Origin of the sequence: Faecalibacterium sp. AF10-46 (genome assembly GCF_003604105.1) — a bacterium.
GTDB classification, from domain to species: Bacteria; Bacillota; Clostridia; order Oscillospirales; family Ruminococcaceae; genus Faecalibacterium; species Faecalibacterium taiwanense.
In genome coordinates, this window is record NZ_QVGY01000010.1 from 1 (window position 1) to 14797 (window position 14797).

Genomic DNA, 14797 nt, shown 5'->3' on the forward strand with positions numbered 1-14797 from the left:
TGGAACATAATGTCCACACCCTGCCCGGAACGCTGCACATACTTCAGGTGTTGAAGGGTCATGGCGATCAGCTTATTCCGGGGAATGGACTGGTGGGTGATGATGTTACTTTCGTTGATGTCCCCCGGAAAGCCGCCGGGGTTCTCAATCACGATCTTTGTGGGGTAGTGCTTGACGTAGATCGGTGCCATATCCTCATAGGAGCGGTGCGCCAGCGCATTCAGCAACGCCTCCTGAAAAACCGCTTCGGAGAAATCGTACACCTCCAGCCGGAACAGCCCCACCTGCACATTGGTCAGGCGGTTATAGGTGCGGCTGCGCTCGGTCAGTTTATCCAAAATCGAGATCAGCGGCTCCTGCATATCCATGCGGTTGTCGTATTCTGTCTGTGATTCATCGCTGTAATGCAGGTAGATCACCTCTGCCTGCGGCAGCAACCGGGCGATAGACGCGGCCTTGCCCACAAACAGCAGCCCTGCCACCGTTACACGCACTTCGTCCTTGTCCATGCGGATCAGGTTCAGGTTGTCCAGAAAGGTGGTATCTGCCAAATCCGGCAGGGCAGAGCCTGCATCCCGAATCCGCAGCTTTTATTTCAGGCGGTACACTTCCAGCAGGTCAATGTCGTTTTCGGTTGCACCCTCCACGATCTTTGCCGAAAAGTCCGGGTTATCGGCAGGGGAGTACACATCGTTTGCCGGGTAGTCGGGCTTTGTCACGTTCCCAAGCCGCCTGTAATAGATGCCGCCGGTGGTGGCGCAGCTGCGCAGCATGGAACTGATGCGCAGCTTCCCGCAGGAAAAGGTGGAGCGCTGCGTACAGGCAGCCTCGGCGCTGAGCCGTCCGGTGCTGGAAAAGCTGGGCAGCGCAGTGCCGCTGCGGGCACAGCAGGTCGTCATCCCCATGCTGGCGGTCGGCCTGTGCTTTGAATTGCAGCCGGATACCGTACAGCTGGTGGCAACCTTTGTTCTGTCCACCATCACTGTAAAAGGGCAGCTGAGCGGCATTTTAAAGACCGTGATGTGCCACTTTATAGAAAACTACATCACCGTGCTGGAATCCTACGACCCCGCCGACCATGGCATGGAGTCCTACACCCGGCAGGAAGAACTATAAGCAAAAGACCGCTGCGCAGACATCGCGCGGCGGCCTTGGTTCATTTTACGGCAAAGCTCAGAACTTGAACAGGTTCAGCCCGGTAATGGGGTCGTATTGGCGGTCTACCGTGCCGTCCAGAACATCCACCACCATCTCACAGGTGGCGCTGACCACCGCCCGGTTCAGATGCCCGCCGAACACCTCGCCCTTGTCGTTCCCGGCGCTCATGTGCAGGTGGGTATAAAATTCGCCGTTCATGGTGTTGATGGTGCCAGTCAGGGACACGATCTCAAAGCTGCCGCTGAAGGTGTTGGCGTAGTATTGCTTCTCTGCCACATTGTACACGCCCACCGTAAAGCTGTTGGTGGCACCCAGCGCCTGCACGGCGGCAAGGCGGATATTTTCTTTCAGGGCAAGCTCCCTGACCTGTTCAAGGATCTCCTCGTCCTTGTCGATGCGTACAATGATCTTATTGCCAAAACGTTTGTATTCCATAGTGATGGTTCTCCTTTATTGGAATAATGCAATTTAATCTCAATTTATTTCGTTCGTCCATAAATTTCCAAAAGTTTGTGCATCTGCACATAAATCTCCTAAAAATTTGTAGAACAATCACAACATTTTCCATTCAGCTCAATCGCTATGACTGCAAAGATGCCGGAAGCAGGAAAGCTCAGACTTTGGCTTACTGAACAGCTACCCAGCGGCTGCCGAGTGCTCCCACGAGAATCGCAGCAGCTTCCGGGATGCTAGCCGCGCTGGGGTCTACCCCGTGCTTAACAAAACCAATCGCACAGTACAAAGCCAGCGACACCAGCACGGTCAAGTTTGTCTGATGGCTGATGTGCGGGAGTGTGAGCTTGCCCTTGAACAGCTTGAAAGAATGCTCAGGCTGTGCTGCGGCAGCGTTGTCCGTGTGGACAAGAACCGGAGCAATGGCCAGAGCTGCCATCACGCGTGCCAAGTCAATGTTCAGATCAATGCAGAACAGCTGCAACACCATCAGAAACAGCCATACCGATCCGCCGCCGCACAAAGTAGCCATCAGCCAGCTGTGCAAACGACCATAATTCTGGTTATCAGCTGCATGGAAGATCTGGTTCATTTCCTGGTTGTCAGCCCCCATCAAACGTGCTGTGATGTAAATACCCATCTCCGAGCCTACACTGACCACCAGCGCCATGCAGATGCCGACAGCCAAATAGGTCCGCTGCGAATAGCTGGAACCACTGAGAAGGAGTGCCAGAAAAGAAAGGAACTTGTCCAGCGTCATGTTGTTTTTCTGCTTCAGACTGTCCATGTCTGTATAGTCCAGCTGCGCTTGCACCTGACTGCGCTGGTTTTTCAGCCGCACCACACGCTGTACATGTTCGTTCTCAAACTCAGCTTTCTGCTCGGCAATTTTTCCGTTCAGTTCATCTAGGGCATCATCTACCCGTTTGTTATAGGTCGATTCATCCCAGCGCCCAACATGCTGCACAGCTGCATCCAGTGCCTCATCATATTTCTGATAATAGGTTTCCAGAAATGCGTTCTGCTTAGGATCGAATGCTTCCAGTTCGGCCTGTTCGAGCTGGCTGTCCAGCTCTGTCAACTTGAACTGCAACGCTGCGCGGTCTGCATCCGTCTGCTGACTGGCAAACAGACTGTTTGCCGTAAAGATCAAAGTACAGATAAACGAGACCGTCACAAAAAAGATATACGCAAAACGCTGGAGTTTGACCGAAATCAAGGTACTCCCGCGGTGCCGAAGAAAGGCGAGAAAAATCTTGGAGGACTCAAAAGCCCCGACAACAATGGCCGGAACCAGAAGGGACTGTCCGGCATTTTCACCCGACAAAAGAATCCCCTTGAATACCTGGATTTCCATGTACGCCGATACGAAGATACAGGCAATATTCAGAAAGAGCACACAAAGAGCAAAAATCGGTCGAAAGAACAACGAAACGAACGAACGGATCGTAGACATACAGCAGCTCCTTAATTTGGGGGTGCAAAAACACAGCCAAACCAGAAACACCTGCGATTTTTTATCGATTTTTATCGATGTAAGAGAAAAACTCTTGACTTCTTATAAAAAATCATTTAGAATATCTATTAATATTCAAAGCATCTGTTTTGGATATGCGTGCACCTGTTTTTGTAGAGAGAACACGTGCGATACTGCAGCCAGAAGTCCTGCCAGACTTTTGGCTGCTTTTTTCTTGGATTCAATCTCCTTTCGTGTTGTTTTTCCAAAGAGGATTTCTGCCCGGCACTGCCATGCCGGAGCAAAAGAAAAGGGCTGCAGCTTTTGCTGTCAGCCCTTCGTTTCCTTGAAAAAACACTCCTGCCTCCAAGAATGGCGGAGTATCCCTATCTGGATGGAACGGAGAGCATCAATTTAATGTAAAAGGTCATAATCTTGATAACCATTGTACTGCCCTCCTCTCATTTCGATTTCCGTCGATTGGACGGAAACTTTGGCAAAGAAGCCTATAACCCCCTGCCTTGGGTCAAAGGATACAACGATTTTGTACACATGTCAACAATGATACACCACTTTCTCCGGTTAACACTCCAATTTCTCCGTTTGTAACAATTACAGCATGGGTACTTTTGTTGAATATTTACATTGCTTTTTCTACATCCAGAATATTTTAAGAATCTTCGCAAAAAGTCGAGTTCACACGCGGAACTGCCGTTTCAGATGTGGGTAAAATCAGAAAAAACAAATTTCAGAGATTCAGATGCTGTTTAGACGGGGATTCCGACTCTAAACTCCGTCTCTAGAGAATACTCTTTTTTCTTCATTTCATGGCCAATTCGTGCAACTGCCATAGACAATTGATGCACGTTTGGAATTTTATCCGCTGCACGTAACTCAAAAAGCTACCGGTCACAATTATCATACTGATATGCAGCCAGTCTTTATGTTGTGCCAAAATGAAAAAAGGGGCTGTTGCACAGACGCCTGTCCTGCGTCTCTGCGATAAGGTAATCTGTAACACTTGTTCCAAGGCTTAATGCTGAGGCGTAGGCACTAATGGCATCAGATACCATACGAGAATTTAGAAATGCTGTCAAATATGCCGCTTCATCTTCAGATTACATCGGAACAAAGCAGACTTTATGATCTGGAATGCACACCCGGAGTTCCCCCGCATCGTCTTTCACGGTCTGCGGCATTCCAGTGCCACCTACCAGTTGATGATCTCTGGTGGCGACATCAAGGCGGTGCAGGGGACTACCGGTCACGCCAGTGCGGATATGCTGGTGAACACCTACGCTCATATCCAGCAGTCCTCCCGTGTAGAGCTCGGCAAGAAGTTTGAAAGCGGCTTCTATGCCAAGCCCGCCCCCCCCAGCCCGCAGGCTGTCCCCGCCGCAGGCGAACCCACCATCTCCATGACGGCTCTTTTGGAATTGCTCAAGGATGCCGCCCCGGAAATGAAGGCAAAACTCCGCTTAGCCCTGCTCACCTGATGCAAAAAAGGGCACTGATTGCAATGCAATACAGCGCCCTGCATCATCGGACATGGAAAACACCGACCGTGCAAAAACCGTGCAGAAACCGTGCAGCCATGGCTTACAAAACAAAAAGCCATGAAATCTTTCGATTTCACGGCATTTTCTGGTGCGATGGAAGGGACTCGAACCCCCGGCCTACTGATTCGTAGAGGGCCTTTGTACGGTTTTCTATGTTTCTGGTTGTCGCTATTTATATAGATTCATCGTTGTTTTTATTTCTCTACGCGCACATTCGTTTCTCTTTGTTTCTGTAAAACAAGGCAAAAACAAGGCACATTCCAGAGGGCACATTATCCCATAAAATGGACACCATGAAAGAAGCAAACAGCAGACGGCTCACGAGGGCGGCAGAAACGCCCCTGTGAGCCGTCTTTTGTTATGCGTGGGACTTTTCCTTGATACGGCTGAAAACGTCCGTCAGTGCGTCCGCTGCCGCCGCATCGCTGGAGCGGATGAACCCGGCGTAAATATCCGTGGTGGTGCTGGTCTTTGCGTGGCCCAAACGGCCCGAAACCGTTGTGACAGGCACGTGGGCCGCTATCAGCAAGCTGGCGTTGGTGTGGCGCAGGCTGTGGAAGTGAACCGCCGGGAGATCATGGGCGGCCAGAAAGCCCGGAAACCAGCTTGTAACCGCATTGGGGTCGAGCGGCTGACCGTTCCAGCGAGTGAACAGCAGGTCGTTGTCCACTGTCTTGCCGTTCTCGATCTCCACCCGGCGCATCCACTCAGAGCCGACCTTGAACCGTTCGGCCTTCTGGTGCTGGCGGTACTCCCGCAGCAGCTGTACACACTCCGGGCCTATCTTGATGCACCGCCGGGAGCGTTTTGTCTTGGGTGCTGTGAACACCGTGCCGCGCCCGGCGATGTTCTGCACTGTCCTGTTGATGGAGATCACACCCGCGTCAAGGTCAATGTCCGACCAGCGCAAGGCGCATATCTCGCCCCGGCGGGCACCTGTGAGCAAGGCCAGCTGTGTGATAACGCTGTACTGCGCTGGCGCGTCCTGCAGGGCTTCCAGCAGCTTTGCAACGTCCTCTTCCTGCAACGCTTCCACTTCGATTTCTGCCGCTTTGGGAGCTTCTGTGCGCCGACAGGGGTTTTCATCAATCAGCTGCCACTTGACCGCCTTTTCAAACACACTGGACAAGAAGCGGTGATAGTGCAGCTGCGTGTTGCCGCCCAGCTTACCGCCCGCCCTGACCTTCTCGGTAAAGGCTTTGGACAGGGGCAGCCCGGCGGCATCGGCCACCTTCTCGGCGGTCTTATGGCTGACCGGCTTGCCGCTGCACAGCCCCCGCATGGTTTCCTCACCCACCCCTGCGTCCTCCCGGATCCTTGCCCGCTGGCCTTTCGGCAGAAGCTTCAGCAGCGCAGCCGTTGCCGTATAGGTGGAATCTTGACGCACTCCGCCCTCTGACAAGTTCGCATAGAACGCCATGAGGTGCGCCGGGCGTATCTGGTTGACCTTCATGTGACCCAAAGCCGCCGACACACGCGGCACCAGCTTCCTGTACTCGGTGGCCGTCTTTGGCTTCAGCTGGCGGTCTGCGTACTCGGTGAACCATCGCTCTATCAGGTCATCCAGCTTCATGGACGCATCCAGCGAAATGCCGCTGTGCACTTCCTGTTCAAAGGCATCTGCCTGACGCTGCAGTTCCTTTTCCAGCTTCTTCCCGGTCAAGCCCGGCGGTGGAGTGAAGGTGCGGTTTACCAGCACCTGACGGCCCTGCCGATCATAGCCGTTGGAGACCCGGATGCAGTAGGAGCAGGTGCCATCTTTCTTTGTGCGCTTTATGATTTTCGCCATACTGTTTTCCTCGCATCAGCATTTCTGCTTTACAGATTTTCTATATCCACCTCAACAGACAGTTCTTTCAGTTTTTCATGCTTCAGATGCTTCATATAGTCTTCGACCGCTCTTGATGCTCTGAACAGGCAAAGTTCCATATCTGATGAATCAGCACCTCTTAAATCCAATTCCGCCTCCCCTTTCAACAGTTCCTCTGCTTCATGCACCTGTTCTTCAGTTGCTTTCAAGTAAAGATAAATGCTATTTACAATTTGGTGCAAACAGCTTTCATCTGAAAGCATATCAGACAATATTTTCTTTTGACTTCTATCGTAACACTCAAACATTTCCGAATCTTTGAGCGCCAAAATCGCATTTTCCGTCAGTCCCGTATAATCAGCAACCGCCCTTAAATCTGTGTCTACCGTTTGGGCTTCCGTCAAACCCAGCAGGTAATCCGCTGATACACCAAAATACTTGGCAAGCTTCGCAATAGAATCCCCTCGTGGGGTCTTATTTCCGTTTTGCCAATCTGACAGGACACCAAGCGACACATCCAAATCCTTTGCCACAGCCCGAAGATTCTGTCCTGTTTCTTTCTTTCTCTTTTCAATGATTTCTCTTAGTCTGTTTCCAAAATCTTCGTTTATATTTCGCTTTTCCTCTACTGCCACAGCTATTCGCCTCCGTTTGTTCCGTTTTAGAGAACTTTATTGACTTTTGTTCTCCAAAAGCTTATAATCGCATCAACGAGAACAGCAACAAGGCTTGTTCACCCAAAATTATATCTTGTTGACGTTCTATTGTCAACGTCAACGAGAAGAAAGGTTGATATTATGTTAAAACAGGCGCAGTCAAACAAAGACATCCGGGAGGCCGCTGCATCGGCTGGCGTTTTTCTCTGGCAGGTTGCCGAGGCTATCGGTGTGACCGATGGAACTTTTTCCAGAAAACTCCGCCGGGAGCTTCCCGATGATGATAAGGCAGCAATCCTCCAAATCATTCAGCAGCTTAGTTCTTCGGCCAAGTCATAATCACTTTCATTCATTGTATTGATGAATCAATTTCATTAATATTTTTTGATGTGCAAAATCAGCAGCATTTATCCATAAATCAGGTGGGCATCCCTCTGTGAATCTATTGCAAAACAAGGTAATCCGTTGCAAAGCATGACACGGGATATCACCAGATGACACCAGATGGATTTTGACGCAAAGGACTTCATTTCAACAATGGTTCATGGCATCAAATTTCAATCGAATTTTGGCGGTATTGCATTATTTTTCGATTTGTGCTTTACTGCTGACACGGCATCAAGAATCAACTTTCAAGCAACACCAAGGAGGTGTATCGAGTGGGAGATTTAATCCGATACCCGGTCATGAAAACCGTGAAGGACGCCGCCGCAATCTACGGTCTACCGCCGACCTATATTCGGACCCTCTGCCGGACAGGCAAGATCAGGTACGTTGTGGCCGGTCACCGTTGGCTCGTGAATATGAACAGCTTGGCCCAGTATTTTGAGCGAGGCGACCCCATCCCGGCGGAACAGGGTGAAGCTGTGGGTGGTATCCGCCGGGTGGCCAGGAGGTAAGGACATGGCACAAAGCATCTTTTTCAGCCATGCAGCCGAACAGGAAGGGGTGATACGCTATCTCTGCCTATCTGACCAAAGACACCGAACGCCCGCCATTTCTTCTTTACCCCTCTTTTCTGCTTGACATGAGCGGGGATCTGAATCTGACAGATGCGCTCGTCTATTCAGCACTCTACAGCCGAACTACTCTTTCAGAGAAAAACGGTTGGATAGATGAAGATGGCCGCATCTACATCTTCTACTCCATCGAAAATCTGTCTGAGGATCTCCGCAAGGGGCAGACCGTCATAAAAGCAGCTTTGCGGAAATTGACAGCAGCAGGGTTGATTGAGACCAAGCGGAACTTTGGTGCTCCAAATACCATCTATGTGAAGCTGCCGAATGGTCGGAATCCCGACCCACAGTCAGTCGGAAAACCGACCCATGAACAGTCGGAAAAGCGACCGACAGACAGTCGGAATACCGACCAACCATCAGTCGGAATTCCGACCACTAACTATAAGAGTAGAACTATAAGAGTTAACAATAAAGAGAGAACAAAGCCCGCTCGTCAAAAATATGGCTCTTACGGCAATGTTTTCTTGACCGCCGAGGAGTACCAAAAACTCCGCAAGGACATCCCGAATATTGACAGCCTCATTGAGCAGTTGTCCACCTACATGGAGTCGAAGGGGAAACGCTACAAGAACCATGCAGCCACCCTGCGCAACTGGGCTGCACGAGATAAAAGCCGCCAGAAACCGCCTCGCAGTGGCGGCCTACCTGATTACAGCTACAAGGACGGTGAAAGTTTATGAGAACCGAAACAGCAATCAACGCGCTGATCCAGCGCAGCGGTGGAACACCACAGCCGGAAGACTACTTCGGCGCAGATGGTCTGCTGTACTGCGGAAAGTGCAATACCCCAAAGCAAGCCTTTTTTGAGGGGCACAAGCGGGTGCCGATTTTTGGAGACCGCCACCCGGTAGAATGTCAATGCCGCCGGGTGGAACGAGAGAAGCAGGAAGCAATCATCAACGAGCAGAAGCACCTCGGTCTGGTTCACCGCCTGAAATCGGATGGATTCTCCGATACTGAAATGTGCAACTGGACATTTGCGAACGATAACGGCCGCAACCCGCAGATGAAGCACGCCCACCGATACGTTGACAAGTGGGCAGAAGTACGTACCAAAAACATTGGCTTGCTTCTCTGGGGCGGTGTCGGCACGGGCAAGAGCTTCTTTGCTGGGTGCATTGCGAACGCTCTGATGGAGCAAGAGGTTTCCGTCCGAATGACCAACTTTGCCAGCATCTTGAACGACCTGAGCAACAGCTTTTCTGGTCGGAACGATATGGTGGACAGGCTGTGCAGCTATCCGCTGCTCATCATTGACGACTTCGGCATCGAGCGCGGCACTGAGTATGCGCTGGAGCAGGTCTATAACATCATTGACGCTCGCTACCGCAGCAAAAAGCCGCTGATCGTCACCACGAACCTGACCTTAACGGACTTAAAGAATCCACAGGACGTGGCTCACGCCCGCATTTATGACCGATTGCGGTCCATGTGCAGCCCCATCTGTTTTGCGGGTGAGAACCTACGGCAGCAAGCAGCAGCACAAAAAACGGCCAATATGCGCGCTCTGATGAAGTCGACTACCTGACAGAAAACGAAAATCGCCACGAAAAAACAGGAGGCACAGATGAATACCAACATTCATGTCAATGTGAACGAGATCCCGCCAGAAGTCGCAGAGCGAATCGGCTGCGTGTTTCTCGGATTCCACAAGCGGTTCCAGCAAAGCCCTGAACTCATGGCCAAATTAGAGGCATACCGAGCCGCAAGCCATCCGAGCCATAAAGGCAGCGAGAGTGAGGCCACCCCATGAACAATCCAAATTCCGGCACACCGCAGCAGCCCGGCAGCGTCCCGCCGCAGGGTATCACACAAGAGTATGTTGCACAGTTGGTCGTTGCCTTTATGCAGCTGTACGCTTGTATCCTCGCTCTGCCCGGCGGGTATGAGGCTCTGCAAGCCGCCCAAGAGATCATCACCTCGGACGCAAAACGGCCGGCAAACAGCATCGTCTTTCCGTTCCGGCAAACAAAGGGCAGACTATAGGGCAAAACAAAAGGCCGCCATGCAAGCAGCGAACTCGCAAGGCAGCCAAGCGGGAGCGATTGACAGACCACATCCCGCAGCCATTCTATCACACCCGGCAGCCCATCTCAAGCCCGGCAGCCCATCTCAAGCCCGGCACCCCCTCAAGGTACTGTGAACGGGTACCCTAGTTCATAGCGGGCTCGTCGACCCCGGCTTGCAGCTACACAGCAAAAAATTTTTTCGGTCATTTCGTTACCGCTTTTTTCTCAAAAATCATCATATCAGCAAGCAAAACGAAAAGAGGATGCAGCAATGAGCAACAATGTTCACATCCACCTCGATGAGATTTCACCAGAGGACACTGCCAGACTTGCGCGAGGCTGCAAACGGTTATATCTCAAGATCATGGCTATGCCGGATGGCGAGGCCAAGCTGGACGCAGCATGGGCCGCCTACCAGCAGAGAAAGGAAGGTGGTGAGCCCCAAAAGGATTCCGACCGCACTCCCTGATAGAATTATGCCCCTCGCCGTTCTTGCCGCGGTGAGGGGCATAATTGCACCCGCCGGGTGCAGCACAATCGAATATGGCAAGAGAAAGGGATTTTATGGCTCGAAAAGAATGGGAGTTGCTGTTCAACCTGTCCGCCAAACAGAACAGCAACTTCTCCAGCACCTTCAAGGCTGCTCAGTCTGCTCTTGTGGAAACACAAAACAGAATTCAGCAGCTGAACAAGGTACAGTCCGACATAACCGCGTACCAGAAGCAGCAGCAGGCCGTTGACTCAACCAAGCAGCGGCTGGCCGTCTTGCAGCAGCAGTACGATAACATCCAGAAAGAGATTCAGGAGACCGAGGGCTATTCCTCTGCGCTGGAAAACAAGCTGATTTCCAAGCAGGCGCAGATCGACAAGACCACGACCTCCCTGCACACCTATGAGCGGCGTCTGGCTACCACCGGGAACACTCTGCGGGAAGCTGGCGTGGACACCACGCAGCTGACAGCAGAAACCACTCGGCTGGAAACCGAGGTCGATAAGCTGAAAGACCAGCAGGTTGACCTCAAAAAGACCATGGACGAGGCCGGAGAGGGCGCAAAGGGCTTCGGTGAGAAATCTGTCGAAGCCCTCGATGCCGTTGAATCTGTGCTTGCCACGGCTGGCATCGCAAAAGCCCTCGGCGAAATCAAAGACGCATACATGGACTGCATCAACACCGCAGGTGATTTTGAAGCATCCATGAGCAACGTCGAAGCCCTGTCCGGCGCATCCGGCGATGAGCTGGAATCTCTGTCCGACAAGGCCAAGGAGATGGGCGCAACCACCAAGTTCACCGCCGGTGAATCTGCGGACGCTCTGTCTTACATGGCTCTGGCAGGCTGGAACACCCAGTCCATGCTGGAGGGCATCAGCCCGGTGCTGAATCTGGCTGCTGCCGCCAACATGGACTTGGCGCAGGCATCCGACATTGTTACCGACTACCTGACCGCTTTCGGCCTGAAAGCCTCGGACACCACACACTTTGTTGATGTGATGGCCTACGCCATGGCTCACTCCAACACGGATGTGATCCAGTTGGGCGAGGCATACAAGGCGTGTGCATCCACCGCCACCTCCCTCGGCTACTCTGTCGAGGAAACCACCGCAGTTCTGGCTACCATGGCCAATGCAGGTGTTAAGGGCGGCGAGGCTGGCACAGCCCTGAACGCCATCTTTACCCGCCTTGCCACCAACACAAAAAAGTGCGGTGACGAGCTGGCGAACTATGGCGTGAACATCTACGATGCACAGGGCAATATGCAGTCCCTGTCCAGCATCCTTACCGGGATTGCCAGTGTCTGGGGCGACCTGACCGACCAAGAGCAGGCCAACCTTGCCAAGACCATCGCTGGCACGAACCAGTATTCCAAGCTGCAAACCATCATGGCCGGATGCAGCGAGGCCGCCGCCGAGGGCGGGCAGTCGTTCTCCGACTACACAGAAGCCCTGAACAACTGCGCCGGGTCTGCCGACAAGATGGCGGGCACCATGCTCGACAATATGAACGGCAGGCTGGTTCTGATGCAGTCTGCCGCTGACGGACTGAAAATCGCCATCGGCGAGGATTTGACTCCCACCATGTCCGGCCTGTACGATGTTGGCGCGCAGATTCTGGGCTGGATGCAGGGCTTTGTCGAGGAAAACCCCGGCGTGGTCAAGGGCATCGCCGCCGGGACGGTCACGCTGGGAGGTCTGGCCGGATCCATCACCGCCGTAAATGCTGCACTTAAGCTCAGCAAGGCACTTGCACCTACTCTGACTACCGTTGTGCCTGTGTTGGGCACCGCTGCTCTGGCTGCCGGCGGTGTGGCAGCAGTCGTAGCTTTGCTTTCCTCTGCTGCTAACGATACAGTTCCCTCTGTGCAGGAACTGACCACCGCGGCTCATAACATGGGCAATGCCATGAAAGAGGCCGGCACAGACTATGACACCACCTTGTCCGGCATGGAGGCAACTGCCAGCGTTGCCGACCAGTACATCAGCAAGCTGGAGGCCATCGAGGCGGCTACTGGCGGCAACACCGCCGGGAACACCGAGTATCACGATACCCTTGCCCGCCTGTCTGCGCTGGTGCCCGGTCTGGCTGATGACATTGACCTTGAAACGGATTCCATCAAGGGCGGCACCGAAGCCCTGCGCCAGCACACAGATGCTTATGTAGCCGATGCAAAGGCGCAAGCCCGGCAGGACTATCTGAACACTCGGTATGAGAAATACCGGGATGTGCTAAGCGAAAGCGCAGAGAACGAGGTCAAGCTGAACGCTGCAAAAGCCAAGGTTGAGAAATCCAATGCCGGCATGGCTACCAGCTATGATAAGCTGCTTGCCATCCTCGGCATGACGGACGAGCAGTTTAAGCTGACCTATGGTACTGTTCAGGATTTTCCGTGGCGCACCATGAGCGAGGATGTGCAGCAGCTGCGCAGCGAATACCTCAGCTATTCGGCAGACCTTGTGACTGCCCGGCGAGAGGTAGAGAACTACACCGAGGCGATGGCGCAAGATCAGGAAGCGGTAGACGCTGCCCAGACCGAGTATCAGGAAGCAGCGGCCGCAATCAACGGCATGGCAGATGCACAGGATTCTGCAGCAGACAGTGCCGAGGATGTTGCCGCCGCCCTGTCTGCTGCCCAAAATAATATTCAGGGCATCATCTCAGCCTATAACGAGGCCTATGATGCAGCCTTGAAGAGCGTCAGCGGGCAGTATGACCTGTGGGATACCGCCGAAAAAATCGTTGCCACCTCTGCGTCCAGCATCAACTCCGCACTGGAGAGCCAGATCACCTACTGGGACAACTACAACCAGAACCTCGAAAGCCTAACCGAACGCGCTGCCGATATTGACGGTTTGAGCGACGTTATTGCCAGCTTCGCCGATGGCAGCAAGGATTCTGTAAACGCCATCGCAGGCATGGCAGCTGCGTCGGATTCCGACCTCGCAAAGATGGTCGAGAACTATCGTTCCTTGCAGGAGGCGCAGAAAACCACCAGCGAGAGCATGGCCGACCTCGAAACCGGCATGAGCAATGCCATGGACGAGATTGTGCAGAATGTGGCGAACAGCGTGGCCGATATGGACTTGAACGACGAGGCCATGAAGAGCGCACAGTCCACCGTTCAGGGCTTTATCGATGGCGCAGAGGGCATGATGCCTCGTGTCAAGGAGGCATACGAAAAGGTGGCGAACGCTGCCTCTGATGCGCTGGCCGGGGCGAATAAGCGTTACAACATTGACCAGAAGAACGGAAACATTCCCGGCTATGCAGTCGGCACGGAATCCGCTGCGCCGGGCTTTGCCATCGTTGGCGAGAACGGCCCGGAGCTGGTCTACTTCAACGGCGGCGAAACTGTGCTGACTGCGCCGGAGACCCGCGCAGCGTTCGATGAAGCGCAGCAGTTCACGCAGATCGTCAGCAAAAACGCCCTTGACTTTGCAGCCATTCAGCAAGCCGCCGGGTTGTCCGAGAATTCCATGCAGACGTTCTACCATGACTGGACAGTGTACAACGAGTATGAAGCACTCACCGCGAACACCGCCGCCTCGGCGGAAGTTGTGCCGGCATCCAGCTTCACACCTTCCGAGGGCAGTCCGATCTCCATCAACTTCGCCCCGGTCTACAACTTCTCTGGCGTGTCTGACACACAACTGTCTGACACACAACAGTTTGAAAGCCTCTTGACTTCCCACGATAACGATATGCGGGAGTACATCCTCGACGTTGTCGAAGAAGCGGAGCACGATAAATTCCGCAGAGTATACGCATGATGTGCCTTGCATTCGCAAGCAGTGCGCCGTGGTACCACCATAGGCGCTGCAAGCAGTGTCTTTGTATGTACAAAGCCCCTTGCCTTGCAAGGACTTGTTGGGCAGCATCCCAAACCCTTTGACCGTGCAGCACCCGCCGGGAGCTGCACTTCAGCTACACGATTCTGTTGACCTCAACAAAATCGCTGCATGACAAAGCCCCCAGACCACGACAGCGCGTGTCTGAGGGCTTTGCTTCTTTCTGTGGGTGTTTTCCTTGCCGTGGCTCTACCCGCGCTTTGACAGCCCCGGCGGGCGGTTCCTGCATGGTGCAAAAACAAAAGGCCGCTGCATCTCTGCAACGACCTATTGCCAGGCGGGGTGACGCTTCCCGCATCTCCAAACAAAGGGTGACGGCTGCCTGTTCCGTCCTCT

16 protein-coding genes and 1 pseudogene are annotated in these 14797 nt (G+C 53.2%); 11 read left to right on the top strand and 6 right to left on the bottom strand.

The window, feature by feature from the left end:
- Both DWV57_RS14825 and DWV57_RS14830 read right to left on the bottom strand, forming a co-directional pair.
- A partial coding sequence (locus DWV57_RS14825) for an ATP-binding protein (protein WP_279221646.1) occupies window positions 1-551 on the bottom strand: 551 nt, incomplete at its 3' end.
- A 39-nt stretch (window positions 552-590) separates the two neighbouring features.
- Window positions 591-773 (bottom strand): hypothetical protein, encoded by a 183-nt coding sequence (locus tag DWV57_RS14830; protein WP_243112347.1) that lies wholly within the window; start codon window positions 771-773, stop codon window positions 591-593.
- Between DWV57_RS14830 and DWV57_RS14835 the strand changes: the two genes are divergently transcribed.
- Entirely contained in the window at window positions 772-1116 is a 345-nt protein-coding gene (locus DWV57_RS14835; RefSeq protein ID WP_243112348.1) for a hypothetical protein, read from the top strand. The genes DWV57_RS14830 and DWV57_RS14835 overlap by 2 nt on opposite strands.
- Window positions 1117-1173: 57 nt before the next feature.
- Here the strand turns inward: DWV57_RS14835 and DWV57_RS10640 are convergent, their stop codons facing one another.
- Together DWV57_RS10640 and DWV57_RS10645 are read right to left on the bottom strand one after the other, a co-directional pair.
- On the bottom strand, window positions 1174-1593 hold the full coding sequence (locus DWV57_RS10640) for a PPC domain-containing DNA-binding protein (protein WP_120020769.1): 420 nt from the start codon (window positions 1591-1593) through the stop codon (window positions 1174-1176).
- A 190-nt stretch (window positions 1594-1783) separates the two neighbouring features.
- Window positions 1784-3067: a hypothetical protein gene (locus tag DWV57_RS10645; protein ID WP_133303646.1), complete on the bottom strand. Its 1284-nt coding sequence runs from the start codon at window positions 3065-3067 to the stop codon at window positions 1784-1786.
- Window positions 3068-4218: 1151 nt separating this feature from the next.
- On the opposite strand from DWV57_RS10645, the pseudogene DWV57_RS10650 reads away from it, so the two are divergent.
- Window positions 4219-4563, top strand: a pseudogene (locus tag DWV57_RS10650) (tyrosine-type recombinase/integrase); the annotation flags it as partial.
- A gap of 421 nt (window positions 4564-4984) precedes the next feature.
- Here DWV57_RS10650 and DWV57_RS10655 read toward each other — a convergent pair.
- Together DWV57_RS10655 and DWV57_RS10660 are read right to left on the bottom strand one after the other, a co-directional pair.
- Window positions 4985-6415 carry a site-specific integrase gene (locus tag DWV57_RS10655; RefSeq protein ID WP_120020771.1) on the bottom strand — a complete coding sequence of 477 codons (1431 nt, stop codon included), beginning with the start codon at window positions 6413-6415 and terminating at the stop codon, window positions 4985-4987.
- A gap of 29 nt (window positions 6416-6444) precedes the next feature.
- Window positions 6445-7071 carry a helix-turn-helix transcriptional regulator gene (locus DWV57_RS10660; RefSeq protein ID WP_165853692.1) on the bottom strand — a complete coding sequence of 209 codons (627 nt, stop codon included), beginning with the start codon at window positions 7069-7071 and terminating at the stop codon, window positions 6445-6447.
- A 162-nt stretch (window positions 7072-7233) separates the two neighbouring features.
- Between DWV57_RS10660 and DWV57_RS10665 the strand changes: the two genes are divergently transcribed.
- From DWV57_RS10665 to DWV57_RS10700, 9 genes are all read left to right on the top strand, one after another.
- The gene (locus tag DWV57_RS10665; RefSeq protein WP_120020773.1) at window positions 7234-7431 is read left to right on the top strand and encodes a hypothetical protein; all 198 of its coding nucleotides are present in this window, start codon (window positions 7234-7236) and stop codon (window positions 7429-7431) included.
- A gap of 320 nt (window positions 7432-7751) precedes the next feature.
- The gene (locus DWV57_RS10670) at window positions 7752-7991 is read left to right on the top strand and encodes a helix-turn-helix domain-containing protein (protein ID WP_120020774.1); all 240 of its coding nucleotides are present in this window, start codon (window positions 7752-7754) and stop codon (window positions 7989-7991) included.
- Between the two features lie 4 nt (window positions 7992-7995).
- Window positions 7996-8118 carry a hypothetical protein gene (locus tag DWV57_RS14960; RefSeq protein WP_279221647.1) on the top strand — a complete coding sequence of 41 codons (123 nt, stop codon included), beginning with the start codon at window positions 7996-7998 and terminating at the stop codon, window positions 8116-8118.
- Window position 8119: 1 nt separating this feature from the next.
- Window positions 8120-8791 carry a replication initiator protein A gene (locus tag DWV57_RS10675; protein ID WP_120020775.1) on the top strand — a complete coding sequence of 224 codons (672 nt, stop codon included), beginning with the start codon at window positions 8120-8122 and terminating at the stop codon, window positions 8789-8791.
- On the top strand, window positions 8788-9639 hold the full coding sequence (locus tag DWV57_RS10680; RefSeq protein ID WP_120020776.1) for an ATP-binding protein: 852 nt from the start codon (window positions 8788-8790) through the stop codon (window positions 9637-9639). Before DWV57_RS10675 ends, DWV57_RS10680 begins: the two co-directional genes overlap by 4 nt.
- Window positions 9640-9678: 39 nt before the next feature.
- Window positions 9679-9864 (top strand): hypothetical protein, encoded by a 186-nt coding sequence (locus DWV57_RS10685; RefSeq protein WP_120020777.1) that lies wholly within the window; start codon window positions 9679-9681, stop codon window positions 9862-9864.
- Window positions 9861-10097, top strand: coding sequence for a hypothetical protein (locus DWV57_RS10690; RefSeq protein WP_120020778.1), 237 nt, complete (start codon window positions 9861-9863; stop codon window positions 10095-10097). The genes DWV57_RS10685 and DWV57_RS10690 overlap by 4 nt, the downstream gene beginning before the upstream one ends.
- A gap of 294 nt (window positions 10098-10391) precedes the next feature.
- Entirely contained in the window at window positions 10392-10589 is a 198-nt protein-coding gene (locus tag DWV57_RS10695) for a hypothetical protein (RefSeq protein ID WP_120020779.1), read from the top strand.
- A gap of 95 nt (window positions 10590-10684) precedes the next feature.
- A complete protein-coding gene (locus DWV57_RS10700; RefSeq protein ID WP_165853693.1) occupies window positions 10685-14383 on the top strand; it encodes a phage tail tape measure protein in 3699 nt (1232 codons plus the stop codon).
- Window positions 14384-14797 lie beyond the last annotated feature (414 nt).